The 23,680-nt window shown below is 69.4% G+C and carries 22 protein-coding genes and 3 pseudogenes; 8 read left to right on the top strand and 17 right to left on the bottom strand.

All coding sequences use genetic code 11. The annotated features are described in order from the left end of the window. Positions 1–460: 460 nt before the first annotated feature. Positions 461–1,192, top strand: coding sequence for an IS6 family transposase (locus AC067M_RS40045; RefSeq protein WP_478701937.1), 732 nt, complete (start codon positions 461–463; stop codon positions 1,190–1,192). A gap of 705 nt (positions 1,193–1,897) precedes the next feature. On the opposite strand, the gene AC067M_RS40040 is transcribed toward AC067M_RS40045, so the two are convergent. Next, positions 1,898–2,668, bottom strand: coding sequence for a GIY-YIG nuclease family protein (locus AC067M_RS40040; RefSeq protein WP_478701936.1), 771 nt, complete (start codon positions 2,666–2,668; stop codon positions 1,898–1,900). A gap of 950 nt (positions 2,669–3,618) precedes the next feature. On the opposite strand from AC067M_RS40040, the gene AC067M_RS40035 reads away from it, so the two are divergent. Further along, entirely contained in the window at positions 3,619–4,719 is a 1,101-nt protein-coding gene (locus AC067M_RS40035; RefSeq protein ID WP_478701935.1) for an amidohydrolase family protein, read from the top strand. A gap of 10 nt (positions 4,720–4,729) precedes the next feature. Here the strand turns inward: AC067M_RS40035 and AC067M_RS40030 are convergent, their stop codons facing one another. Both AC067M_RS40030 and AC067M_RS40025 read right to left on the bottom strand, forming a co-directional pair. Continuing rightward, positions 4,730–5,623, bottom strand: coding sequence for an IS5 family transposase (locus tag AC067M_RS40030; protein ID WP_478701934.1), 894 nt, complete (start codon positions 5,621–5,623; stop codon positions 4,730–4,732). A gap of 109 nt (positions 5,624–5,732) precedes the next feature. Next, positions 5,733–7,022, bottom strand: coding sequence for an erythromycin esterase family protein (locus AC067M_RS40025; protein WP_478701933.1), 1,290 nt, complete (start codon positions 7,020–7,022; stop codon positions 5,733–5,735). A gap of 600 nt (positions 7,023–7,622) precedes the next feature. Between AC067M_RS40025 and AC067M_RS40020 the strand changes: the two genes are divergently transcribed. Next, the gene (locus AC067M_RS40020; protein WP_478701932.1) at positions 7,623–8,195 is read left to right on the top strand and encodes a hypothetical protein; all 573 of its coding nucleotides are present in this window, start codon (positions 7,623–7,625) and stop codon (positions 8,193–8,195) included. 491 nt (positions 8,196–8,686) lie between these two features. Here AC067M_RS40020 and AC067M_RS40015 read toward each other — a convergent pair whose 3' ends face one another. Continuing rightward, on the bottom strand, positions 8,687–8,977 hold the full coding sequence (locus tag AC067M_RS40015; protein WP_478701991.1) for a hypothetical protein: 291 nt from the start codon (positions 8,975–8,977) through the stop codon (positions 8,687–8,689). On the opposite strand from AC067M_RS40015, the pseudogene AC067M_RS40010 reads away from it, so the two are divergent. Next, positions 8,961–9,186 (top strand): annotated as a pseudogene (locus AC067M_RS40010) (YjbQ family protein); the annotation flags it as partial. The gene AC067M_RS40015 and the pseudogene AC067M_RS40010 overlap by 17 nt on opposite strands. A 200-nt stretch (positions 9,187–9,386) precedes the next feature. On the opposite strand, the gene AC067M_RS40005 reads toward AC067M_RS40010, so the two are convergent. The 4 genes from AC067M_RS40005 to AC067M_RS39990 all read right to left on the bottom strand — a co-directional run bounded on the left by AC067M_RS40005 (position 9,387) and on the right by AC067M_RS39990 (position 14,009). Continuing rightward, positions 9,387–9,740, bottom strand: a complete 354-nt coding sequence (locus tag AC067M_RS40005) for a cupin domain-containing protein (protein WP_478701931.1) — start codon at positions 9,738–9,740, stop codon at positions 9,387–9,389. 511 nt (positions 9,741–10,251) lie between these two features. Next, positions 10,252–11,952, bottom strand: a complete 1,701-nt coding sequence (locus AC067M_RS40000; protein WP_478701930.1) for an alpha/beta hydrolase — start codon at positions 11,950–11,952, stop codon at positions 10,252–10,254. Next, a complete protein-coding gene (locus AC067M_RS39995) occupies positions 11,949–13,157 on the bottom strand; it encodes a serine hydrolase domain-containing protein (RefSeq protein ID WP_478701929.1) in 1,209 nt (402 codons plus the stop codon). The genes AC067M_RS40000 and AC067M_RS39995 overlap by 4 nt, the downstream gene beginning before the upstream one ends. Before the next feature lie 450 nt (positions 13,158–13,607). Beyond that, the gene (locus AC067M_RS39990; RefSeq protein ID WP_478701928.1) at positions 13,608–14,009 is read right to left on the bottom strand and encodes a hypothetical protein; all 402 of its coding nucleotides are present in this window, start codon (positions 14,007–14,009) and stop codon (positions 13,608–13,610) included. Positions 14,010–14,125: 116 nt separating this feature from the next. Here AC067M_RS39990 and AC067M_RS39985 point away from each other — a divergent pair, with 116 nt between their 5' ends. After that, complete coding sequence (locus AC067M_RS39985; RefSeq protein WP_478701927.1) at positions 14,126–14,509, top strand: hypothetical protein; 384 nt, start codon at positions 14,126–14,128, stop codon at positions 14,507–14,509. Positions 14,510–15,029: 520 nt separating this feature from the next. Here AC067M_RS39985 and AC067M_RS39980 read toward each other — a convergent pair. The 3 genes from AC067M_RS39980 to AC067M_RS39970 are packed head-to-tail and all read right to left on the bottom strand — an operon-like array spanning position 15,030 to position 16,085. Continuing rightward, positions 15,030–15,335, bottom strand: coding sequence for a P-loop NTPase family protein (locus AC067M_RS39980; protein WP_478701926.1), 306 nt, complete (start codon positions 15,333–15,335; stop codon positions 15,030–15,032). Then, on the bottom strand, positions 15,332–15,655 hold the full coding sequence (locus AC067M_RS39975) for a hypothetical protein (RefSeq protein ID WP_478701925.1): 324 nt from the start codon (positions 15,653–15,655) through the stop codon (positions 15,332–15,334). The genes AC067M_RS39980 and AC067M_RS39975 overlap by 4 nt, the downstream gene beginning before the upstream one ends. Positions 15,656–15,680: 25 nt before the next feature. Beyond that, positions 15,681–16,085: a hypothetical protein gene (locus tag AC067M_RS39970; protein WP_478701924.1), complete on the bottom strand. Its 405-nt coding sequence runs from the start codon at positions 16,083–16,085 to the stop codon at positions 15,681–15,683. Positions 16,086–16,461: 376 nt separating this feature from the next. Here AC067M_RS39970 and AC067M_RS39965 point away from each other — a divergent pair. Beyond that, positions 16,462–16,658: pseudogene (locus AC067M_RS39965) on the top strand (TniB family NTP-binding protein); the annotation flags it as partial. 32 nt (positions 16,659–16,690) lie between these two features. Here the strand turns inward: AC067M_RS39965 and AC067M_RS39960 are convergent. Next, positions 16,691–17,791 carry an FAD-dependent oxidoreductase gene (locus AC067M_RS39960; RefSeq protein WP_478701923.1) on the bottom strand — a complete coding sequence of 367 codons (1,101 nt, stop codon included), beginning with the start codon at positions 17,789–17,791 and terminating at the stop codon, positions 16,691–16,693. Between the two features lie 112 nt (positions 17,792–17,903). Between AC067M_RS39960 and AC067M_RS39955 the strand changes: the two genes are divergently transcribed. Next, positions 17,904–18,377 (top strand): RrF2 family transcriptional regulator, encoded by a 474-nt coding sequence (locus AC067M_RS39955; protein ID WP_478701922.1) that lies wholly within the window; start codon positions 17,904–17,906, stop codon positions 18,375–18,377. Positions 18,378–18,615: 238 nt separating this feature from the next. Here AC067M_RS39955 and AC067M_RS39950 read toward each other — a convergent pair whose 3' ends face one another. Further along, positions 18,616–19,248 carry a VOC family protein gene (locus AC067M_RS39950; RefSeq protein WP_478701921.1) on the bottom strand — a complete coding sequence of 211 codons (633 nt, stop codon included), beginning with the start codon at positions 19,246–19,248 and terminating at the stop codon, positions 18,616–18,618. Between the two features lie 13 nt (positions 19,249–19,261). After that, a pseudogene (gene idi / locus AC067M_RS39945) lies at positions 19,262–19,824 on the bottom strand (isopentenyl-diphosphate Delta-isomerase). 390 nt (positions 19,825–20,214) lie between these two features. Between idi and AC067M_RS39940 the strand changes: the two are divergent. Beyond that, positions 20,215–21,663, top strand: coding sequence for a DHA2 family efflux MFS transporter permease subunit (locus tag AC067M_RS39940; protein WP_478701920.1), 1,449 nt, complete (start codon positions 20,215–20,217; stop codon positions 21,661–21,663). A 9-nt stretch (positions 21,664–21,672) separates the two neighbouring features. Here the strand turns inward: AC067M_RS39940 and AC067M_RS39935 are convergent, their stop codons facing one another. The 3 genes from AC067M_RS39935 to AC067M_RS39925 all read right to left on the bottom strand — a co-directional run bounded on the left by AC067M_RS39935 (position 21,673) and on the right by AC067M_RS39925 (position 23,595). Beyond that, the gene (locus AC067M_RS39935; RefSeq protein WP_478701987.1) at positions 21,673–21,870 is read right to left on the bottom strand and encodes a transposase family protein; all 198 of its coding nucleotides are present in this window, start codon (positions 21,868–21,870) and stop codon (positions 21,673–21,675) included. A 234-nt stretch (positions 21,871–22,104) separates the two neighbouring features. After that, the gene (locus AC067M_RS39930; protein WP_478701919.1) at positions 22,105–22,371 is read right to left on the bottom strand and encodes a hypothetical protein; all 267 of its coding nucleotides are present in this window, start codon (positions 22,369–22,371) and stop codon (positions 22,105–22,107) included. Positions 22,372–22,666: 295 nt separating this feature from the next. Then, positions 22,667–23,595 (bottom strand): IS5 family transposase gene (locus AC067M_RS39925; protein WP_478701918.1). Its coding sequence is split into 2 segments (ribosomal slippage): positions 22,667–23,091 and positions 23,091–23,595, totalling 930 coding nucleotides; the frame shifts between segments, so codons are not numbered across the junction. Positions 23,596–23,680 lie beyond the last annotated feature (85 nt).

Genomic DNA, 23,680 nt, shown 5'->3' with positions numbered 1-23,680 from the left:
ACCGCAACTTCTGTCCCCTCCCCCCTCCCCCCTTTTCTTCCCCCCCCCCCCCCCCCCCCCCCCGCCCCGACGCCGGCACCGGCCGCCAGCTGCTCCAGCGGGCGTTCCGTTCCGCCGCCCCCGAGCCAGCAGCCACGCTGGAACGCCTCGGCCATGGCGGCGAGGTTCAGCTCGCCCAGCGGCGTGGTTCTGCTGCCCCGGCGTAGGCCGGCCTCGGTCAACTCGACGGTGCGCGCCAGCGGATTCCACGACCGCTCGCCATAGAGCATCTGGCTCACAACAGCCCCCCGTATGTATGCGGTTCAGCGGAGCTCACCGAACTCCAGGCGTGCCGGGGGTGCGAGCGGACGGCACGCTCCCCAAATCTGAACCTACTCCCTGAGGGCAGTGGCGGGCGCTGTCACGTTGGCTGAGCGGGTGGGATGATCTCCGGGTTGATCATGGTGGAGGGGGATCGTCCGTGGGGAGCGCGTCGCCGCAGTACATAGGGCACCGGTACCCGGTCGAGGTGATCTCCCACTGCGTGTGGCTGTACTTCCGGTTCCCCCTCAGCTTCCGTGAGGTCGAGGAGTTGATGCTCCAGCGCGGCGTGATCGTCTCCTACGAGACCATCCGCCGCTGGTGCATGAAGTTCGGGCAGCAGTACGCCAATTCGCTGTGCCGCCGCCAGCCCCGGCCTGGTGACAAGTGGCACCTGGACGAGGTCTTCATCAAGACCAACGGCGAGCAGAAGTACCTCTGGCGGGCTGTCGACCAGGACGGCATGGTGCTGGACATCCTGGTGCAGAACCAGCGGGACAAGACCGCGGCCAGACGCTTCTTCCGCAGGCTCCTGAAGAAGACCCGCACGGTGCCCAGGGTGATCATCACCGACAAGCTCCGCTCCTACAGGGCGGCCCACCGCGAAGTCATGCCCTCCGTCGAGCGCCGTTCCCACAAGGGCCTGAACAACCGGGCGGAGAACAGCCACCAGCCAACCAGGCAACGCGAACGGGCAATGAAAGGCTTCCGCGGCACCGGCGCAGCCCAGCGGTTCCTCTCCGCGTTCAGCGGCATCTCACCCCACTTCCGACCCCGACGGCACCTGATGAACGCCACCGAACACCGCACCGAGATGATCAACCGCTTCGCGATCTGGGATCAGATCACAGGCCGCCGCCGGCCAGCCCACCACAGCTTGAGCCAAGGCTGACGCCTGGGCCAGCCACACCCTGGCACCCCATCAGACACCCACGTCCCCAACAACGTGACAGCGCCCTCCAACATCCTGCTGCTGGAAAGCCGATGGACCCTCGCGGACTGGGGGTATTGTCCGGCGGCCGAGAGGTCAGACCACGAAGGCCGGGCGTACCCGCTTCGAGATCGGCACGGAGGGCTTCGCGGCGCCTGAACTCTTCGTTGCGGCGCACGAAGCCACGCCAGCCGCCGACATCTACGGCATCGGGCGCGTCATCGCGTGGGCGCTGACAGGCAAGTATCCGCAGATGAACGTCCAGCTCCTGCCTGATCCAGGCCCTTGGAGGAACGTCACCCGGATTGCCACACACCCCGACCCCGAGCAGAGGTCACAGAGCATCCAAGACCTCCGCGACCTGATCAACCGCGAGCTCACTGAACCAGCGGAACCTCCGGCCGAACAAGCGAAGCGGCTGTGGGAACGGACATGTACCGGTGATCCGGCAGCGGTGACTTCCCTGCTCGAACTGATCGCGGACCATCCTGAAGACTATGAGCTGTACGTCCGGACACTGACCGGGCTCCCGGCCGAACAGGCAGGCCCTGGCTGTCCCGCAACCGCCAAGGGAGCGACCGCCTCTTCAAGGCAATGGCCAACCATGCTGATGGCCGAGGAACACGGCGTGTCCAGTTCGCTGAAGCTGCCCGAGCCGCTGTCTGGCTACACACCATCGCGAATTTCGCTGAGGCCAAGGACGACTGGGACCTTCTCGACGAATCGGCCCGCACGATGTGCACCTGGGACGCTGCGTGGGACCAATGGAGGGCCCAAGACCGAATCGCACCCTGGCTGCGCTCTCTGTCGGGCCAGGCAGCGCAGCTCGTAGCAGCAGTTCTGCGTGATTGCCCGCGCTCTGCGCGGCACTTCTCCGGCTTGGCACAAGACGGAACCGTGGACCTTCGGATCCGCGAGGCGATTCGTATGGCTGTGGAGACGCTCCGCGATCAGCTCCGCCTCGGCTTGGCCGGCGGGCGGATCGGCCACGGTGCGCCAGGCGACCAGGAGCGTGTCGGAGTCGGCGAGCTGCCAGATGTACTCCCCGCCACTGTGCCCGGCATTGCGCCCCTGGCCCTGGCGGCGGTAGGCGTTGAGCCGTTTGCTCAGTCCTTGGCGGCCAGCGGCCTTGCCGACGTACACCACTGTGGCGCCGGGCACCCAGGCGCTGTTGAGGGTGGCGGTCGTCGTGGTGGGGTCGTGGCCCTTGCGGTGGCCGGCGGGGCTGCGTGTGAGGAAGACCGGGGGTGAGGCGGAGGGACGCAGCACGACGTAGATGCCCTTCCCGGCGGGGACGGTGCTGTGGGGGAGGTCGGCGAACGGTATGAAGCCGTCGAAGCCTCGCTCGGCCAGCGTCGCGCTCTTCAAGGGGCGGGCGGGTCGGCCCGCTGAGGCTGGGGCGGTGCCGTTCTCGGCAGGTTCGGGCTCGGGCGTCATCGTGCGTCTACCTCCGGGGTGGAGCGGCAGGCCCGCGGGTCGCGGAGGTCGGGGATGTGGTTGTAGAGCGTGCCAGGGCTGACCCGAGGAGTGACCGCGAACCCAACGTCACCGTCGCACCCGGCCAGCGCTGAACGCCAGCCTGTCTGTGCATGGCGCGCCGCCCTGCGGCTCGCAGGTCGGCGAGCGCACCGTCTACCGCCGTAAGGGCCATGGTGCGGCTGATGAGAAAGCGGCCCATCAGTGTCCTACCCGCCGAACCGCAGCGCCCGGGCGAGGCCGGGAGCCGGCGAGCGCTCCGACGAGTGCCTCGAATCTTCACGCGGACCTGTGATACCTGCCAGCCCCTCACCAGGGGCTCGCCGGGGCGGTGACGCCCCGTCATGGAACCGCGGGGCACGCCTGCCCTGCGGCCGCGAAAGGCAGTTGAACAAACCCAAGGTGTGGCTCCCCTGGTCAAGTTCCGGGGGCAAGAGCAGGAGGGCAAGAACATGACGGTTCCTTCGACGCCGGGTATGTCCTGGGACTCGGTAGCAAATCGCGCAGAACATCGGCGGCGAGCCCGTCGTCGAGGCCGACGGCCACGGACGCCTGAACGTGTTCTTCCACGGCACGGACCACGCCGTTTGGCACACCGCCCAGACCTTCTTCCGACCAGGAGCGGGCTACGCGACGTCACCCTGACACCCGCTGAGTCGCCGCGCCAGGGCGCACGCCGCCCGCACTGGCACTGCACCAGTGCGGGGGGGGCGTCGCGCTCGGTCTCAGCGGGCGAGGGTGATGGGCTTGTCGGGGCATTCGGCGAGGCGTTCTGCGAGGGCAGTGTGTTCGGCCTCTGGACCGCGTCCGTCCGAGGTAACCGGCCTCGAACAGGGCACGCCGTGCTGATCGCAGGCCCGTCGCCGGGCCATCGTGGTGCAGCAAGCTGGAGCTATGGATGGGATACGCGGATGCCGGAATCAACCGAGGCCATGAGTCGGCGCAGTCTGCTGATCACCGGTGGTGCGGTGGCGACCGCCGTCGCCGCGACGGGCGGGGCCAGTGCTCTGGCCAGGGAGGAAGCGGTGTCGCAGGGCTCGCAGAGCGGTGACAACGCCGGCCGGGCAAGGATTGACGTCCACCACCATTTCACCGCTCCGGCATGGGTCGATTGGGCCGAGCGTGAGGGCCTGGTGCGGCGGCAGGAACTGCCGTGGTGGGCGCGCTGGGATCTGGACTCCACTCTGGCGCTGATGGACCGGGTGGGCATCGCAACGGCGGTCCTCAACCCGACCATGCAGGACCGGTACCGCTCCACCGCGCAGGCCAGGGAAGGCCTCACTGTCGTCTTCGAGGCACTGGCCGAGCTGGTGGCCGCACACCCGGGCCGTTTCGCGATCCTCGGCCCTGCTGTCCTGGACCATCCCGACGTGACCACGTGGGCTCTCCAACACGCTTTCGACAAGCTCGGTGCCGTTGGAGTCAGCGTGAAAGCCAACTACAACGGTATCTACCTCGGTGATCCCTCCTACGACCGCTTCCTCGCGGAACTCGACGAACGCGCCACGGTCCTTTTCACCCACCCCCTCGACCTCCCGGGCGGACCACCCGGCGTGCCCACCGTCCCCGGAATCCCGAACTTCATGTGCGATTTCCTGCTGGATTCCACGCGTGCCGCCGTGAACCTGATCCGTACCAGGACACTCGACCGCTACCCGCACCTGTCAGTCGTCCTGCCACACGCTGGCGGGTTCCTCCCTCAGATCGCCACCCGCATGAAGGCCTTCGGAAGCTTCTGCACCCCACCCCTCGATGCTGCCCGTGTACAGGACTATCTCCACCGCTTCTACTACGACACAGCGGGCCCGCTGGCCCCCTCGGCCACGCTGGTGGCCACCGCCGGTGCCGACCGGATCCTCTTCGGCACCGACTGGCCGGCGGCCTCCGCCGACATCATCACCAGCTTCACGGTGCCAGCCGTCGAGACCGACCCCGTCCTCACCAACCGTCAACGCCGCGGCATCAACCGTGACAACGCCCTCCGCCTCATGCCCACGCTCAAGCGCACCTAGGTCGTGTCTCTTAACTCCGTCGTAGCCAGGTCACGATCGCGGCCAGGACCGCTGCCCCTCGGTAGACGACGGCGAGCTTGTCGTAACGGGTCGCCAGCCCTCGCCACTGCTTGAGGAGGTTGAAGGAGCGTTCGACCACGTTGCGTCGTTTGTACGTCTCGGTGTCCAGGTGCCGGGGACGCCCACCCTTGCTGCCCTTACGGGTCCGGTTGGCCTGCTGGTCAGCGCGCTCCGGGATCACGGCCCGGATGCCCCGGGCTGCGAGGTCCGCACGGATCTGGTGGGAGGAGTAGGCCTTGTCCGCCAGGACCGCATCTGGCGTGGTCCTAGGCCTGCCTGCGGCAGACCGGGGGACCCGGATGTCTGCGAGCACGACGGGCAGGGTGCTGCCGTCGTGGGCTTGTCCGGCGGTGACGACCACGGCCAGCGGGCGCCCGGCCCCGTCGACTGCGTGATGGATCTTGGTGGTCAGTCCGCCGCGGCTCCTGCCTACGCCGTGCCCGGCGGGTTCCTGGTCCTGCTTTGCGCTGGTCGCGGTGGTGTCCTTTTCGGGTCTGGTGGTGTTCGTGGCGTGCTGGTGGGCACGGTTAATCGTGGAGTCGACCGAGACGGTCCAGTCGATGCGCCCGGCCTGGTCCGCTTCGGCCAGCAGCAGGGCGAGCACCCTGTCCCAGGTGCCGTCTGCCGCCCAGCGGCGGTGGCGCGCCCAGGCTGTCTGCCAGGGCCCGAAGGCCTCTCGGGGCAGGTCTCTCCAGGGGGTGCCGGTGCGGTAGCGGAAGATGATCGCCTCCAGCACGCGCCGGTGGTCTGCGAATGGGCGGCCGGGCCGACCGGCCGTTGTTGGAAGGTGCTGGCGGATCTGCTCCCACTGCTGGTCGGTCAGGTACTGGTGGCGCGAGGACAAGGTGTGAAGGGCACGACCGTGTCCTCACCCCGCGCGGCGGGGTGAGGACAGCACACCGGGACCGGCGTGACGCCGCAGGTGTTCGCCCGACTCGGTGGTGCGGGCCGGGTCAGAAGGAGACCGTCAGGTCCCGGGTGACGGTGGGCACCGAGACCACCGCGTCGAACGCAGCCGTCAGGTCCGTGAGCATCGCCGATGACTGAGTACGGATGCTGCCCAGCAGGCTCCCACCCTGAGCATCGCGCGGGGTTTGACGCAAATCGGTAAGCGTGGCCTGGTCGGCGAGTTCGGCCTGTTCCAGGGCGTGCTCGATGCTGCCCGGCACAGGCTCTGCCGCAGGGGTGTCCTGCAGTCGGAAGCCCACCGGGGCCGAGGGGTCGGGGACCATCTCGGGCACGGACTGGTCGGTGTGGGTGACGGCCACCGAGACGTAGTCGGTCCCGAGCATGCCCGCCAGGTGCTGGCCCATCGGCAGCGCGGTGACCTGTCCGTCGAAGACGTTGGCAGTCTTCTGGATGTGGTTGTTGTGCGCCGCGATCACGGCCTTCGCCTCGGGACCGGCCTCGCGCAGATGCCAGGCCAGAGTCTCGGCCATGTAGCGGTCGCGCACCGACAAGTCCGCGGTCTTGCCCTTGCCCGCGTACAGGTCGTTCATCGCGCCGAACATGTGGTCCGTGGCTCGCGCTCCTGCCAGCAGCCGCTCGGCGCGGCGGACCAGACCGGCCTGGGCACGACCGGTCATCAGCGGGCCCACCGCGCCCAGACGCAGCTCCAGGCGTGCCAGGAGTGCGGTCAGCTCGTTCTGGGACGCGGTCGGCAGCTCCGCCCAGGCCGGGGCCGCCGCGGCTCCCGAGCCGAGTCCGGCCAGGAACTCGTCGCTGATCGCAAGGGCTCGGAGAGCCAGTACCTCGGACTCCGGGTCGGTCGCGGCCAAGATGTCTGCAAGCGGCTCCAGAACCGGCCGCAGCGCGCCGCCGGCCTCGGGCACGTCCACGCCCACGAACCGCAACGGAGCGAGGCTGGTGGTGTTGTGCTCGCGCAACCCGGCCATCAGGTCGGCCGCTCCCCACTCGGCTGCGGCCGGGGCCACCTGCTCCAGCGGGCGGTTGTCGTGGCCGCGGAGCCAGGCGTCAAGATCGGCGGCGGCGGCGAAGGAGTACTCGAAAGCGAAGATGGTGAAGCCGCACCGCTCCGCCAGGAAGCGCAACACCCGCTGGCGTACCTGGGAGAACTCCTGCACGAAGTGCGCGCCCTCGCCGATCGCCACAACGCGGGCATTGCCCACGATCTGGCGCAGAGGTTCGAGTTCATCCAGGACGGCGTAGGCGTCCAGGCTGGTCAGGGCATGGGTGTGCCGACGGGTCCAGATAGTCGGCACGGTGGTAGGGGTGGTGCTCATGGCAGTTCTCTTCTCTGCAGGCTGGTATCAGATGCCGCTGCCCGTGGGCAGCACAAACAACAGGCCGGACTTCCAGCAACCTCAAAGGGCGCCGGGTGGCCTGTTCGAACCAGCCAGGTTCAGAGCGAGAGGAACGCGGTGTACATATCTCGAAGTTACCGCACCGGAGCCAGGGCAGCCGCAGAACGGCACGTGAACGTGCGAGTCAGCGAGTTACGAGACACGGCCTAGGGCCAATGCCGTTGCGTTAGCTCGCGGGCGTACGCTGCTGTGCAGTGCTCCCGGGGGCGGTTCGGGTGTCTGCAGATGGCGGTGAGTTATCGGGGTTAGGGCTGCTCACCTGGGTGTATCCGCCGAGCCTTCGGCCGCCCCGGCAACAGCCGCGGCCGCGACAAGTCCTCCTTTCCCCAGGTGCGGATGGTCTGCCTGATCGAGGTGGGTACGCACCTTGTGCTGGACGCTGAGCGGGCCAGCAGCAGGGCACGGACGGCGGACGCCGAAGCGCGGGATCGGTCCCCGACAGCGACGTAGTCAGTCACATCAGCGCCCGTTTTTCTGTCCTACGCTGGCGTGGTGGGTGTGGGGATAGAGGTGTTGATCGTGGACTGGCCGCGGGTGGAGGCTGCAGCGCCCGGCGATCGGGAAGAGTTGCTGATCAATGCCGCCTTCGGAGAGGCGCACAGCGACGACCTCTTCGAGCATGGCTGGTCGTGGTCCGCTCAGCCGGGTGAGGGCTGGTACGGCAGATACGCCTTTCGGAACACGCTCGGTTCGTACAAGCCGCACTTCTGGGCCGGTCACCGCTGGGACCACATGCGCGACTTCGTCGAGCCCAAGGTCCGCGTTAATTTGGACCGGTTCAACGACGCTCTGTTCTGGCACCGTCTGGAGGACACCACGGGGGTCGGTTCGGAGCTTTTGGAGCAGCCGTGCACCTGGGAGGCGGACCTGCTTCTGTGGTGTCCTCCCGATCACGTGCCGTTGATCGCCGGATGGTGGCAGCAGGTGGCTCCCCACCTGGAGGTTCTGCGCGGGCCGTTCTCCCAGCATGCTGCGGAGCCCGGCGGATGGATCACGACGTTTGAATCGTTTGCCGACTTTCTCACTGACTGGGGAAAGGTGGTCACGGAGGCGGAGCGCCGCAGTTGGGGCATCGTCGGCCTGCGCTGCTGATGGCGGCGCGCTACGGGCGCCAGTCGACTGGAGCACTCGGGCACGCGATCGACCGAGACGTGGCGGCGGTCTCGAAGCGAGTCGATGGGCGGCACTTCGCAGAATGCGGTGTTGCGTGATCCGGTGCGCTTTACAGTGCTGACCACGGCATCGGGGCGGGCACTGTCAACTTTGACCGGACGTCAGATGATCAAGAAGGAAAAACTCCAATCGGATCCTCCCTCCGGCAGGTCGATTCGGCGCCTCATTCGCGGAATCAGAGCGGAGCGGCCCCCCCTCGTGCAGGGGCGGGGCCAGGGGCGTGGGGGCGGGCCGTCGGCTGCACGGGGCGCGGCGGGTGTCAGCGCGGGCGGGGTTCGGCAGGCATCCGGCGTCGGTGCAGCGGCCGTTGACCTCGTTCTCGGCTGCAGCCAGGCTGTCGGCGCGGCCGGCGGCCCTGGGTGCGAGGACAAGAGCGTGGGACGTAGCAGCTTTTCAAGCTGAGGGAAGTGCTACGCGGCCTGCAGGGTTGCGGCGGTGGTGTCGATGCGGGGCGCGCCATCGGCGAGTTGGCCGCGGGCGGCGAGGGCCGCCTCGCGGCTTCGCCGTCCCCAGAAAAGCCAGGCCGCGTCATCGCCGGACAGACCAAGCTCGGCCTGGGCGACCTCGGAGACCAGCCGGGGCGCCTCGCCCTCCCGGTAGGCGATGACGGGCTCGTTCACGACCTCGTCGAGGACCTCGATCGTATGGCCGGTCAGGTGGGCGGCGTATCCGGCGACGCACAGCCTCGCCGCCCTGCACACCCTCCTGCCCGCCGACGACCGCTGGCAGCACCGCCACGGCAGCCCCGGCCACGGCCGCGACCACGTCCTCCCGGCCCTCGTCCCACCCCAACGCGACCCTGCCGGTCATCGACGGACGCCTGGAGTTGGGCACGTGGCAGTCGGTGTGCCTGGTGGACACGAACCGGGACAATCCCAACCGTCAGGTCCGGTTGCGCTTCCTCGCGTAGCGAGCCGCCCCAGTGGGACCGCAGGGGCGAAGCCCGGCCGCGCCAACTGGCTCTGGGCCTGCCACACCCGGCACCGACATGGAGACGCGGTTCGACCGTGGACGTGGCCTTCGGCGCTGAGACAGGCGTTCGCGTCGAACCGGTTGACTCCCTTGTCGGGGACCTTCGAGGTTCGGGTCACGTCGGCGTCGGCACCGGCCTCACATCACGATCACGTAGATCTTGCGCACGGTCTCGATGGTCTTCCAGACACCGACAAAACCCGGCTTCATGACGAAGCTGTCGCCCGCCCTGTAGACCACCGGCTCGCCACGTTCGGGCGTGAGTTCGACGATGCCGGAGAGGATGTGGCAGAACTCGAAGGTTTCGCCCTTGACCGAGCGCGTTTCACCGGGTGTTGCCTCCCATACTCCCGTACGGATCGTCTCCCCGCGGGCGACGTCCTGGGCCCAGGTCTTGAAAACGGGGTTTCCGGAGATCAGGCGTTCCGGGAGCGGGCCGGTCTCCCGCGGCGCGGAGGAGGGATCGGTGTCGATGGTCTTGAGGAGCGACATGTCTTTCTTTCCTGGGCTTGAGAAGTCAGTGGACCGCGGCCCCGGTCTGGCGGGACCCTGATGCCACCGTGCCGAAAGGTTCCTGTCGCTTCCGCAGGAGCAAGATCTCTACCCACGCGAGCTGTTGGGCAGCTCGTCGGCCGTGGAGTACACGGCCTAGAGGCGCTCTTCGAGGCGGAGGCAGCACGTCTCGACCTCCGTGAGGTGGCGTACGGGGCGGCCGGTCTGGGACGCACTCACCCTCTCGATTGCCGAGTCCGTCGTCAACACGCGCAGTGTCCAATCTGACGTGCAGCAATGGACGAACCGCCAACCCACAGCGCTGGTACCGCGACAGCTTTCCTGTGGCCTGTGGCCTGTGGCCGAAGCTCTGCCGACCAGGCCCTGTCGTGGATCAGGCTGGCTGTGAGGTGCGGCCCTTCAGCGGCCCTGTGAGGCCGGGATGATCCAAACGACAGGGTCTGGAGGTGGAGGCCGGATCCTGCCGTGGCAATGGCCGCCGTTCCTCCTCTCAGCCCATTGACCGGTCGCAGGTGACGTCCGTGACGGGCAGGCGGCCGGTGGCGAGGTAGGTGTTGACCGTCGAGTCGACACAGGAGTTACCGAACACGCCGTACACGGCGTGCTGGTCCGCGCCGCGGAGGGTGACCAGGCGGGAGGAGGGCCACATGCGGCGCACCGTCTGCGCGTTCCGGTAGAGGGTGCGCGGGTCACCGGTCGCGTTGACGAGCAGGGCCGGCAGGTCGCCGCGGATCGTGGTCGGGTGCTCGCGCGGCGGGTCCCAGAACGCGCACGGCCCGATGTTGTTGGTGACGGGACCGAACAACGGGTCCTGCTTGCGGGCGTGTTGGATGTCGCGCCAGTACGCCTCGGGGGAACGTGGCGCGGACGCGTCCCCGCACAGGATCGCTGTCTGGGCACTGCCGTATGCGGAGTCGGATCCGGTCAGCAGGAAGTCGAGCGTTTCGGCCAGCCACGGCGAGGGCGTGACCGTGCGGCCGCCGACGGCGCGTCGCATGTCCCGTACGGCCTGCGCGAGATCGGCGTAGGCGGCGTCGTTGTCCTGCGAGAGGCCGTTGAGGACGACGACGGGCACCAGATGCTCGTCCACCCGGTGGTCGCCGATCACCAGGGGCGTGCGTCCGGCCGCGGTCTGGACGCTGTCCACGGCCGCCAGCACATCGCTCCCGGTGCGGCCCAGACCGTAGGCGGTGTCGCGGGCGGCCGCCCAGGTGGCCCAGCCTTCGAGGGCATGCCTGTTGGCCGATTCCGTGCCGCGCAACAGCCGTGGGTTGTAGCGGTCGGGGGCGACCAGGCCGTCCAGTACGACGCGGTCGGTGCGGCCGGGGAACATCGTGGCGTACACCTGGCCGAGATACGTGCCGTACGAGTAGCCGAGGTAGGAGACACTGCGCTCGCCGAGCGCGGCGCGAATGACGTCCATGTCGCGCGCGGTGTTCCGGGTGGTGGCGTACGGCAGGACGTCGCCCTGGGACGTCCGGCAACGATCGGCGAGTTCCCTCCCCAACGCCACCGCGCGGTCGAACCCCGAACGGTCCGTCCCCGCACCGCGTATGAAGGAGCCAGTGGGCCAATGGCAGTCCAGCGGCGTGCTGCGGCCGACGAAACGGGGGTCGACGCCCACCACGTCGTAGCGCTCACCGACCTGTTTCATCGCCGCGCGCACCCACGGCGGGTCGCCGATGGTCCGCCCGCCGGGGCCGCCGCCGTTGAGCAGCAGCGCGCCCGCGCGATGGGCCGTGTCGGTGGCCCGGATCCGCGAGATCGCGACGGTGATCGTACGGCCGTCCGGATCCTCGTAGTTCAACGGGACGGTGACCTCGGCGCACCGGGCGCCCGCCTGCTGGAGTTCCTTGCCGGTCTCGCCGTCGGGTTCGAGCAGGCAGCTCTTCCAATCGAGGTGCTGTCGGTAGTAGCGGGCGAGCGGGTCAGCGGTCGCACGGGCGGGTTCTGCCGCGGCGGACGCGGGGACAGCGAGCGCCCAGACCAGGCACAGGGCGGCCCCTGCCGCGGTGCGCGACACGAGCCGGCGTAGGCCGCCGGTCGCGGAACCGCGCGGACCGGCCGTGCTCGCCGTCGCGGGGCAGGTGAGGGCAGAGGGCGGGGCAGCGGGGGAAGGAGTCGCGCGGGCCGAGGAGGTGGGGGACGAAGCCGCACGGGACGGTGTGCCGGGGAAGGGGGAGCCAGTCATGCGGGAGTCCTCTCGGAAGGCCTGCCCTCGCAGAGCAACGTGTCGACGAGGTCCAGGAAGGCGGACTCGGCCTGGAGCGAGGCGGGCACCTCGTTCAGGGCGACGGCGGCGCTCCGGCCGCCAGGACCGACGGCGACCAGCGCCCGGTGACCGCCGGGCACCGTCCCCGCGTGTCCCCACCACGTCCCGCCGCAGGACAGTGGTGTCGAGATCAGGCCCAGCCCGTAGCGGGCGCCTGGCCAGAGCCGGTCGACGTCGACCTCCACCGTCCGTCGCATCTCCGCGAGCTGGGCCGCGGGCAGCAGGCTGCCGTCGAACAGGGCGGCGGCGAACCGCGTCAGGTCGGCCGGTGATGAGACGAGGGCGCCGCCGACCCCGCCGAAGGTCATGTTCCAGGGGGTGCCGTCGACGCGCCGGCCGTCGCCGTCGGTGAAGTAGCTGCGGGAGTGCGCTCCTCGAACGCGGGTGTCGTCGCCGGGCCAGTAGGTGTCGCGCAGCCCGAGGGGCTTGATGATGCGGCGGGTGATCTCCGCCTCGGGGGTACGGCCGGTGACCTCGCGGACGATCATGCCGAGGACGAGGTAGTTGGTGGTGGCGTAGTGCCAGGTGCCCTGCGGGCGCGGCAGTTCGAGAGCACGCGTGACGAGGTCGCGCGGCTCGAAGTGGCGGTACCGCAGCCGGTCGGGACGCTCCCATTCGGGAGCATCGAGATAGTCGGGCAATCCGCTGGTGTGCTGCAGGAGTTGTCGTACGGTGATCAGACGGCCGTCGTGGCGGTCCCCTTGGAGCAGGCCGGGCAGATAGCGTTCGACGGGGGCTTCCAGCGAGAGGCGGTGCTCGGCGACGAGCTGCAGGACGAGTGCCGCGGTGAACGTCTTGGTCACGCTGCCGACGCGGAGCCGGTCGGTGGTGTTCGTCGGGCGTCCGGTGCGCAGATCCGCCGTTCCGGCGGTCTCGGTCCAACGCCCGCAGGGCTCGTCCGCGGTGGGATCGGTCACCAGGACCGCGGCGCCGGTGATGCCGTGGTGGTCGGTGAGGCTGCGCAGCACCTGGCGGGTCCGGTCGTGAGTGCCGCAGTCCACAGCAGAGTGCGAGTCCGGCGCCTGCGCGGTCGCCGTCGGGCCGGTGGCCAGCACGATGGCCGCCACCAGTGCCGCGAGACCGACACGCTTGCCGGTCTCCGAAGTCGGTAAGAAGGTTGGCATGCCACATCACGGTAGGCACGGGCCGACCCATGATCACTCCGGCAGGCATGTGCTTCCGCGTTGACGCCAGCCCGAGCAGGGAGCCGGGAGCAGACCCCCTGGACGGGTTGGGCCTACTGCTGGTATCGGCGAGCCCTGTTTCGGCAGGCTCGGCCGGCCCGCGAAGCCGGCCTTTACACGCGACCGGACGCTGGTCAATGAGGGACACAACCCGATCTAACGAAGGGCTCAACCAGATCTACGGCACACAGATCGCTGGTATGAAAAAGGGGCACCCGTTCCGTGGCCCTGCGAAGAGCCCGAGGGCATGGACGAGCTCGGCAGTCGGCATCGAGCGGTTCGACGGCGGCGGGCGGCGAAGGGTGGGAACATGAGGCGGCCCCGGGCCGGGACGGGTGTCCGGGCACGGGACCGGTCGGCGCGGCGGGCTGGCAGGTGCGGTGGGGTGGGCTACGGAGTGGTCGTGACGTGGATGTTGTAGCCGGTGTTGTTGGAGGGGCGGACGGTCTCGGCGGTGAACTGTGCTTCCTGCGGGGTCATGCAGGTCACCGTCCGGCGGCCGGGCCCGGAGCCGTTGTAGAGGGTGACGCTGTAGCGGGCGCCTGCGAGGACGCCGCCGGGGACGGCCTGGAGGATGGGGGCGGCCCCGCGTGCGGCGCGTTCGGCGTTCGCGGCGGGGATGCAGTTGAGGCAGAGGAAGGGACCCTGGCCGGTGCCGTCGTGGGTCCATACGGCGCCGTAGGCCAGACAGGTGGTGCGGGTGCAGCGGATGCCTGCGGTGCAGCGGGCCCGTATCTCGGTACGGCGGGTGACTTCCTGGACGATGCACGAAGAAGATTGACAAATCGTCACATGGCGCCCTCCGGCGCGCGACCGGTGACCACCCGAGGACCGGCGGCCGACTGCTCCTACGCCCCCAACCACCAGCCCGAACAGGCCCGCGCCATGCTCGCGGCCACGACACCCTCATGAACCGGCTCCCCGAGGGCCAGCGGTCGGACATCTGGCTAACGTACAGCGAGCAGAAACACCACGTACACCTCAGCCACGCCTTCACCACCCTCGGAGACACCCGCCTCGCCCACGTCAGCCAAGAGCACGCCCTGGAGCTGTCCGCGCCCACCAGCACCATGACGCGCGCCCTGCTGCACATCGACGCCGCCACCTGCTCCCACCACAACGGCGACATCGAGCAGGCGTGCCGCCGTACCGTCGACGACCTGACAGCACTGCCCGCGGACTACCGCACCGGCCCGGTCCGCCGCCGCGCCCTGGACCTGTACGAGGCGATCCCCGCCCAGCACCACCGCGAGCGCGCTGTACGGGAACTACGCGACGTCGTGGCCAGCTGACAACGCCTGCTCCCACAGCGGGCGGGCACGCCCGGTCCCCTCGCAGTGGAAGCACCGGCCGCCGCCTGGTGTGCTGCGGGCGCCGATGGTGCCAGCGGCATTCTGGACGCGAGCCCGTCACGCCGTCGCCGACCACCGCTCCTTCGCGGAGACCCTTGTCCGCATCAGTGGCGAGCCTCCCCGGCGGTACGGTGACGTCGATCATTCGAGCGTCGGAACTCGTGAACAGAACCAGCCGGGTGACGGGCAGGGCGGTCATCCAGGCGGCAGCAGCCCGCCAGGCGGGCTGACGGCCGGTGGGAAAGCGGCCCGGGAGCAGGGGCGGCTTGCCCAGAGCGGCGAGAAGGTCGTGGGCGAAGCCGGTCTCGCTGGGGTGCCCGGGCCAGGGTGCAGGGTGATCCGGCCGGACGGCGGATGGTGGGCGGCCAGGGCGGTGTGCGTGTGCAGCGCGTCGTCGTGGCGGTCGAGAACCACGGTGACGGGCGGCGGTGGCGCGGCGAGGAACATGGCGGTGTGGTGGTCAGGCGACGCGGCTGAAGGCCCAGCGCAGCAGCTCCTGGTCGACGCGGGCGCGGCCGGTGCGGGCCTGGAAGGTACGGGGGCGTTCGGCCAGGGCCGTCTTCAGCAGGCGGTCGAACTCGCTGGGATGGCGCGGTGGCTCGCCGGCCAAGTCGAGCGCCGTGAACAGTTCGTAGCGCACCGGGCGGGCCGTGGGACGGGCACGGAAGGTGATCTTGCGGACGTCCTCGCCAGGTTCGAGTTCGCGCAGGCAGGTGTTGACGGCGAGGGTCTTACCGAAGCCGGCACCGCCGTGGATGCACATCATGGCCTGGCCTCCCATACGTAATTGCGCCAGGAGGCCGCCCGTTTGACGAAGACGTCGTGCGCGCGTGCCGCGTCCGGTCCGCTGACCCAGATCCACCCCTCGAACGGACGGCGCTGGCCCGGGCGGCTTCGATCGGGCTGGGCTGGTCGGCGGGCTCCGGGTCGGGGAACGCGCGGCGGTCGGCTGAGCTCTCGCCGTTCGCGAGTCTGCGACTCGATCGCCTGCGCGATGGCCGGGTCGACGTGCCGGACGGGCCGGGACGTCTGGTGGGCGGCGAGCGTCTGGTGGTAGCCGTCGGAGGCCTCATCACGGGTCTTCACCAGCGTCTTTGCGGCCGGTGTGTCCTCATGGTCCGCTCTGGTGTCGGCCGGGGCAGCCGCGCCGCGGCCGGGTGGCCAGGCCCAGCAGACCGCAGCCGATGCGGCCTTTTGCGTCCGTGCTGACGGACCGCTTCTCCCCTGCCCGGGGACCAGCCACGGGCGCCTCGGGCTCCGCTAACTTGACGCGCGTCTTGACCATGAGGGTCTTGCCGTTTGCGTCCTTGACGACCTTGCCGTCCGCCCCGATCAGCGGCAGCTCTTCGGGCATCTTGGACTCGTCCACCGTGCCGTCAGGTTTGACCCACTCCGGGGTGGGCGGAGCCGGCGGCGGGAAGGCGTCCACTGCGGGCAACAGACCCTTCGCCGGCTTCAGGCCCGCTGTGACCGGTGCGCCGGGCAGGCCCAGCAGCGCGTCCGCCGCAGACCGCACACACGCCGCGGCCACCTCCGTCGGCCGTACGAACCCCGCCCCGGTGAGCACTCGGTGCGCATCGGCGCAGCAGCCCCAACGCCCGTGCGCCCGCCTCACCCTGAGCGGTCAGGGCATCGGCCAGGACCTCGTCGACCACGGGCAGTCCGGCCGGCGGCATCTCGTTGCTCACCGGTGCACCGTAGAGCCCGGCGCGCGGTGCCCCGGAACCTGGCCCCGGGCGCTCCCGAGTTGTCGCCCGACGGCGGAGCCGCGGAGCAACGGGAATGAAAGCCTCCGACGCTCGACCGTCAGAGTCGACCTGTTGCAGTGAAGGGCCCTGGCTGGCACCCGCTCATGAGATACCTAAATGCGCAGCCGAGCGGGGCTGGCGACCGCCGCAGCCGGCAAACCCACCGCTCTCCTCCACGTCGGCCGCGCCTGCCACCTCGCCCACACCCGCAAGAACCCCGTTCCGCCCGGGACGGCCCACGCCGCGGTGCCCGTCGCGTACGTCCTCGTCCCGCCCGGCGCCACCGCGAAAACCCTCATCACCGAATCCCCCGCTGCCTCGGCATCCCCACAAGACCCAGATCAGCAATCCGGAATTGCGTTGCCGTTGCCGGTCAGGGAGCCCAGCTGAGCACCGGGGCGAGCGACCGCGTGAACGAAGAGCGCGGCAAGCGCCTCAGCGCTGCGTCGCGCAGGGCCACGGCGATCGGCGAGGCCCATTGGGCGGCCATGCCGATGCGCCGTGCCCGCGCGGCGACCATCTGGGTGCGCGGTCGGCGCCGCCGGTCGTACGCCGGCAGTCCGCCTCCCCCGTTCACGGCCTGGGCGAGGACCACCGCGTCCTCCAACGCCTGGCAAGCCCCCTGACCGAGGTTGGGGGTCATCGCGTGTGCCGCATCCCCGACGAGTGCGACCTTCTCCGCCACGTAGGTGTGCAGCGGCGGCAGTTCGTAGAGGTCGTGGTGGAGCACTGAGTCGTCGGACGCCGCGTGCAGCAGTGCCGGAATCGGGTCATGCCACCCGGCGAAGGTACGCCGCAGCGCAGCCAGCCCTCCGTCGGCCTCACCCTCCGGGGCGTTGGCCACGGCAAAGCAGTAGACCCTGCCGTCGCGCAGTCCCGCATACCCGAATCGCACGCCACGCCCCCACGACTCGCAGCTTTCCTCGATCGGCACGCGCGGGGTGACCATCCGCCAGGAGGTGTAGCCGGCGTAGCGTGGCTGGACGCCCTCACCCCACATCGATCGTCGTACGGTGCTGTGGATGCCGTCCGCCCCCACGATCAGATCACCGCGGGACTCGCCGGCGGAGTGGATCACGGTGCCGTCGGAGCGTACGTGGTCCACGGTGATCCCGCCGCGCAGGGTTGGCTCCGGGAGGACGGAGCGCAGCACGTCGACGAGGTCGGCGCGGTGGATCACGGCCGTCTGCCCGTAGCGGCGCTCCATCCCGGTGGTGTCCGTGCGGGTCAGCCAGCGGCCGGTGGTGTCCCGAATACCGGCCCCGCTCCCCAGCAGCGCTCGCTCCCGTACGGCGTCGGCCAGCCCGAGAAACTCCAGGGCGCGCATGGCGTTGGGCCACACCGACAGGGCGGCGCCGACCTCGCCGAAGTGCGCCGCGCGCTCCAGGACCTCGACATCCCATCCGCGCCGGATGAGCGCAACCGCGGTGGTCAGACCGCCGATTCCGCCTCCGACGACGATCGCCTTCTGCATGGGCTTCCTCTCCGAGAGCCATGGGACAGCCGGTCGTCCAGGCCTTCTGCCCCACTCACATCGCAGGTATCATCGACATTCGTTATCTAGCAATATAAGCAGGTGCGGAAACATGAAACTTTCGCAGGGTGTGGAGTGGGCGCTGCACTGCGCGCTGACGCTGGTGCAGTCGGAAGCCGAGACGCCTGTGTCCCGGCGGACACTGGCCGGATACTTCGACCTGCCGGAGGCGTATCTCGCCAAGCACCTGAAGTCCTTGGTGACGGCAGGGGTGTTGACCGCGGTCTCCGGACCGCGGGGCGGCTTCCGGCTCGCCCGCCCCGCCGAACAGATCACGGCGCTCGACATCGTCGAGGCCATCGAAGGCAGCCTGCCGCCGTTCGTCTGCACCGAGATCCGCCAGCGCGGCGCCTGCGCGGTGCCGCCCGAGAAGTGCACCGGCCCCTGCCCGGTTGCCAAGGTCATGTACGACGCCGACCATGCCTGGCGCGACTCGCTGCGCAGAACCAGCCTCGCCGACCTCGCCGAACAGCTGCCGCCGTGGTCCCACGCCCGCGCCCAGGCCCGTCTCAGCGCCCGCCCGTAACCCCTGCTGTTCGCCTTCGGGGGGCGATGCACCGCTCCGTGACGGGATCTCGAACACCCCCTCCGCGATCCTGCGCGTCACCGCATCGGGCCCCGGCCGCGATCGCATTCCCCCGGAACGTCGCTGCCCAGGCGGCCATGGCGCTGGCGCAGCGGTACGGCAGCTCCCCGGACGTCCACATCCGTCGTGAGGCCGTGACGCCAGTGTGGATGACGGCCGTGTGAACCTGTGACGGCCGTCAGCCGAATGTGACCCGCCCTTTCGGCGTGTCCACGGTGCATGCCAGTCTGCGCGGCCCCGGCCGAACGTCCCAGGACGTGCCGAGCGCGGCCAGCCGACGGGTGATCTCCCCCGGTTCAGGTGCGCGCATCATGAGATCCACCAGGGTCAGCCGCGGCAGATCGGCCGCCGTGGGATGCTCGGAGGTGCCCCAGTCTATGAGGAACGGCACGAGACCCGATGGATGTACGGCATCGACGTCGGTCAGCCGCCAACGCAGACGGGTGCCGTCGGACGTGGTCCGGCTCATCGAATGGATCGGCCCGGGGTCGTGGCCGCGCTGTCGTGCCGTTGCCACCGCGGCGTCCAGGTCCGAGGGGCGCAGCACCCAGGTCGCTACGGTGGGCTCCGTCAACCGGTCGATGCCGAAGGGGCGTGGCTGCTGTGGCTCGGGGCTGTCCGCATCCGGCCCGATGATCTCGAGATATGCCGCTCCGTCCAGCCCCACAAGGTAATTGCGGGTGCCACGACCGGGATGCGCACCGCCGGCGGCCGGGCGCACGCCGGTCCGTTGGGTGAATTCGGCGATCGTCTCCTGGAGGCTGGGCGTCGCACAGACGATGTGGTCGAGGTGGCGAGGGAACGCGTTCATATGCTCCGCCGGTTCACCATCCGCCGAACGGGACGATGCGGCGGATTTCGGGAAGAGCAGCGTCCAGCACCGTCCGGAACCATGCCGAGAAGGGCTTTTCCGCGTACACCGTCTCCAGCTCGTACCGGTTCACGAACAGTGTGTCGGCCACCTCGTTCGGGTCCGGGTTCACGGGCTGGTCGACCGGCCCGACGAAGAGATGGTTGTATTCCTGCTCCACCAGTCCCGAGATGTCGTCGGGGTGGTGGTAACTCACGGTCCCGGCCGGCACGAGCAGGGTCGGGGTCAAGCCCAGTTCCTCACGGCTCCGCCGGGCAGCGGCGTCCTCGGGCGCCTCTCCGGGTAGGGGTGCCCGCAGCAGGTGTTGGACCACACTCCCGGCGAGTGGTACTTGGTCAGGGCACGGCGTTGCAGCAGCACCCGGCCGGTTCGGTCGAAGAGGAAGACGCAGAAGGCGCGGTGTAGCTTGCCCGGAGCCTGGTGGGCGGAGACCTTCTCCGCGGTGCCGATGGTGACCCCGTCCGGACTGACCAGTTCCAGCAGCGTAACGGCCTCGTGTGCGGCCTGGCGGGTCATGCCTCTCCTCTGGTCGGGCGCAGGTGGGTCGGAACGCGTTCACAGGGCGGACGGTCCGGGAGGATCACGGCGTCGCCGGAAGGCGCCCAACGGATGGCGCAGCAACGGGAAATTGATCGGCAGCGGCGCCGGACACCGATGCGTCCGCAATGCCACTCATTCCAACATCCTCTTCCCATCGGCATGTTCGGACGCCGTGCACGGAACAATTCAGCACGCATGAAGGGTCAGGAAAACAGCCGCTGAACTCGGCGTCAATGTGAGCAAGCTCGGCAGGTACACAGTCGAACACCCATTGCGTCTGCCGATATACATTCCGGGAAAGCGTGCGCGGGAGTACCGCTCAACGCTTGAACGCACCCAGGATTTCCCCGACTTCGAGGAGAGCGTGTGACCGGCACTGGAAACCCCTGGACGGCGCTCGGCGCGCTCTGCCTCGGCTTCTTCATGATCATGGTGGATACGACGATCGTGAACATCGCCGTACCGGTCATTCTCGAGGACCTGCACGTCGGCCTCGACGAGGTTCTGTGGGTGGCCAACGCCTACGTACTGGTGTATGCGGCACTCCTGGTGGCCGGTGGCCGGCTGGGGGATCTGTTCGGCCAGAAGCGCGTGTACCTCGCGGGGCTCATGGTCTTCACCGCCGCCTCCGCCTGGTGCGGGCTGGGCGAGGACGTCGGCTCGCTGATCGCGGCCCGGGCGGTGCAGGGGCTCGGAGCCGCGCTGCTCACCCCGCAGACGACGGCCTTCATCGCGCTGCTCTTTCCCGTGGAACGGCGCGGCGCCGCGTACGGGATGTGGAGCGGCGTGGCGGGCCTGGCCACGATCGTCGGACCGCTGCTGGGCGGTCTGGTCGTCACGCAGTACGGCTGGGAGTGGCTGTTCTTCATCAACGTGCCGGTGGGCGTGATCTGCCTGGTCCTGGTCGGCGTCCTGGTGCCCGGTCAGCGCAACCCGCGGCGCGCGGGGCTGGACCTGCCCGGCGTAGTGCTGGTCTCTGCGGGCCTGTTCGCGCTGTCCTTCGGCCTCCTGGAGGGCGAGCGGTACGACTGGGGAACTGTCGTGGGGCCGTTGACGATCCCGGAGGTGCTGACGGCAGGGGTGGTGCTGCTCGGCCTGTTCGCGCTCCAGCAGCGGCGCAGCCACCACCCGCTGATACCGGCGGGCCTGTTGGCGTACCGCAACTTCACCCTGGCCAACGCCGTGGTGTGCCTGGTCACCTTCGCCATGGCCGGCAACCTGCTGTTGCTGACCCTCTACCTGCAGACGGCGCTGGGTCTGTCTCCGTTGCACGCCGGGCTGACGACCGCGCCCCTGTCGGCGGCCTTCGGCCTGATCGGCATCGTCGTCGGTCGGCGGTCCGACGCCGATAACAGCAAGTCCCTGCTGATCCGGGGACTGGGGGTGTACGTCGTCGGACTGGCCGCGACAGCGTACACGGCCCGGCCCGAGCTCTCCCCGTGGGTGCTGCTGATTCCCATGCTGGTGTGCGGTGTCGGCCTGGGGTGTGTGTTCGCCCCCATGTCCAACCTCGCCCTGGGGCAGCTGGACCGCTCGCTCGCCGGTGCTGCTTCGGGCGTCTACAACACGACCCGGCAGGTGGGGAACGTGCTGGGCAGCGCGGTGTTCGGCGCGCTGCTCCAGGCCCTGTCCGCCGGCAGGGGGCTGGGAGAGGCGCTACGACTGTCCATGGTGGGCCCGATCGCCGTGGTGGTGTGCGCAATCCTGTGCTGCGCGGGACTGCGCCGGGGCGGTTCCGGGCCGGAGCTCAACGGAGGAACTTCCGCGGTTGCACGCCCTCGTGAGTCCGCCGACGGCACCGGCCGCTCGCGCTGAGCTTGTCGTTCAACCTCTGTCCGCTTGGGTCTGCGGGTGCCTCTCCGTAGGCGCGGTTTCGATCACGCGGTAGGTGAGAGCGGCGTCCACGATCCACTCGCCGACCGCGAGCAGTGAGGTTGCCCCGGCCAACACTGCGCACGCGGCGAGCGCGAGCACGACGGCGAGGGCGTGCCGAACCCCGCGGGGGTCGCGAGGATCTGGCACCTCGGCCAGCCGTTCCAGCAGACCCGGCACCTCACCTGGCACAATCCGGGGCCGCTCGCGGAGCTGGTCAAGGGCAGGTGTGATCAGCGATGACGCGTCGGCAGGCACGGTCTTCCAGGCAGGTCACGGGGCGTGGAGAACTCCATGATCTTGGAAGCCGTGCCTGTCCTTCTCGCCAGGAGCCGTCAACCGGCAAAGCGAAGATTCCCTGGTCGACGTCGGTTCTGCAGAGGGCTAACCGAGCGGCAGCTCGACACGTCGTCCGAGGCCGATCTCCTCCGCCTCATCGTTCGTGACCATCGCGAACACCCCGCTCGGGACGCCCGGAAGCCCAGCCGTGCCAGACGCCACGGCCAGGAGAACCTCCTCAGTGGCCCCGGTGATGAAGAAGACGTACACCCCGTCGTACTCCTCGCCTTCGTCATACACCTCCGCCGTCTCCTGCTCGGCGAGGAAGTCCTCGACCTGGTCGATCCACGGGGAGGGATCGGAACCTTCCAAAGCGCCGGGGCTTCCCTGAGGGGCACATGGATCTCAACGACAATGTCCACGCGGATCATTGTCGCTGGTCAAGGCCTGGACACCCCTCTCGGAGCACCGCGAGGGGTGGCGAATCCGCTTGAACCGGACAGCATCCGACTACGCCGAAGCCTTGACTTCCTACCAGCCCAGTCGGCGCGCTCACGACTCCTTCTCAGCGCATCGCCACAGGGAAAGTCGCCTCGCGCAGAGCGTCATGGGACGAAGCAGTACGCCGGGCGACACGTGGAAAAACACCTAGGTCCTGTCCGGGCGATCACGTGCGGAGCCAGATCACGAGGGCTGCGACGGTGGTGGTGCCGAGGAAGACATAGCCGCGTTTGTCGTAGCGAGTGGCCACGGCTACGGCCTGCTTGAGTCTGTTGATCGCCCTCTCGACGGTGTTGCGCTTCTTGTACCGCTCGTCGTCGAAGCCGGGGGGCCGTCCGCCGCGTGAGCCCTTGCGTCGGCGGGCGGCCTGGCTGTCGGTCTTTTCCGGAATGGTGTGCCGGATGCCCCTGCGGCGCAGATACTGGCGGCACGGGCCGTTGCTGTATGCCTTGTCCGCGGCAAGGCTGCCGGGCTTGGTGCGGGGCCTGCCCGGCCCGCCACGGGGAACACGGATCTTCTCCAGGACGGCCTCGAACGGGGTGCAGTCCGCCCGCTGCCCGCCGGTGACGACCAGGGACAGCGGTCGGCATCACCCGTCAGCGCTCGGTGAAGCTTGCTGGTGAACCGCCGCGCGAGCGGCCCAGGCCTCACCTCCTGCACCACCCCCCCCAGCCGGGCGAGCAGGCTCTGCCACGGCGTCTCGGCCTGGTGTTCTGCTGCTTCGTCCCCCTTTGACGCGGGGGCCGGCGGCGGGTCGGTGCGAGCACCGGCCGCGTACTGGTGCGCACGCACGATGGTGGAGTCCACCGCGATGTCCCAGTCGACCTCGCCAGCCGCGTCGGCCGCGGCCTGGACCTGTTGCAGCAGACGTTCCCAGGTGCCGTCGGCCGACCACAGCCGGTGGCGATCATAGAGCGTCTTCCACGGTCCGAACCTCTCGGGCAGGTCCCGCCACTGCACCCCGGTCCGCACCCTGTGCAGAATCCCGTCGCTCACCTGCCGGTGATCCCGCCACCGGCCACAACGCCCGTTGCTGACCGGCAGGAACCGGCGCAGCCGTTCCCACTCGGCATCCGTCAAGTCACCCCGCCCCATGCCTGACACAACGAGTCAACAGTCAGACAGTCACCTGATCGGGCGGACAAGTCCTAACTGACGCATGCAGAACGACACCGTGAAC

It is taken from the genome of Streptomyces sp. NPDC043427 (genome assembly GCF_056436655.1).
This window is presented reverse-complemented; position numbering and strand designations above follow the sequence as displayed.

Coding starts and splice junctions, on each gene's coding strand:
- AC067M_RS39960 (WP_478701923.1), bottom strand. CDS start 17,791: ATGCAGAAGGCGATCGTCGTCGGAGGCGGAATCGGCGGTCTGACCACC.
- AC067M_RS40025 (WP_478701933.1), bottom strand. CDS start 7,022: ATGAGCACCACCCCTACCACCGTGCCGACTATCTGGACCCGTCGGCAC.
- AC067M_RS40040 (WP_478701936.1), bottom strand. CDS start 2,668: ATGACGCCCGAGCCCGAACCTGCCGAGAACGGCACCGCCCCAGCCTCA.
- AC067M_RS40005 (WP_478701931.1), bottom strand. CDS start 9,740: ATGTCGCTCCTCAAGACCATCGACACCGATCCCTCCTCCGCGCCGCGG.
- AC067M_RS39950 (WP_478701921.1), bottom strand. CDS start 19,248: ATGAACGCGTTCCCTCGCCACCTCGACCACATCGTCTGTGCGACGCCC.
- AC067M_RS39980 (WP_478701926.1), bottom strand. CDS start 15,335: ATGATGTGCATCCACGGCGGTGCCGGCTTCGGTAAGACCCTCGCCGTC.
- AC067M_RS40000 (WP_478701930.1), bottom strand. CDS start 11,952: ATGACTGGCTCCCCCTTCCCCGGCACACCGTCCCGTGCGGCTTCGTCC.
- AC067M_RS39985 (WP_478701927.1), top strand. CDS start 14,126: ATGAACCGGCTCCCCGAGGGCCAGCGGTCGGACATCTGGCTAACGTAC.
- AC067M_RS39955 (WP_478701922.1), top strand. CDS start 17,904: ATGAAACTTTCGCAGGGTGTGGAGTGGGCGCTGCACTGCGCGCTGACG.
- AC067M_RS39995 (WP_478701929.1), bottom strand. CDS start 13,157: ATGCCAACCTTCTTACCGACTTCGGAGACCGGCAAGCGTGTCGGTCTC.
- AC067M_RS40035 (WP_478701935.1), top strand. CDS start 3,619: ATGCCGGAATCAACCGAGGCCATGAGTCGGCGCAGTCTGCTGATCACC.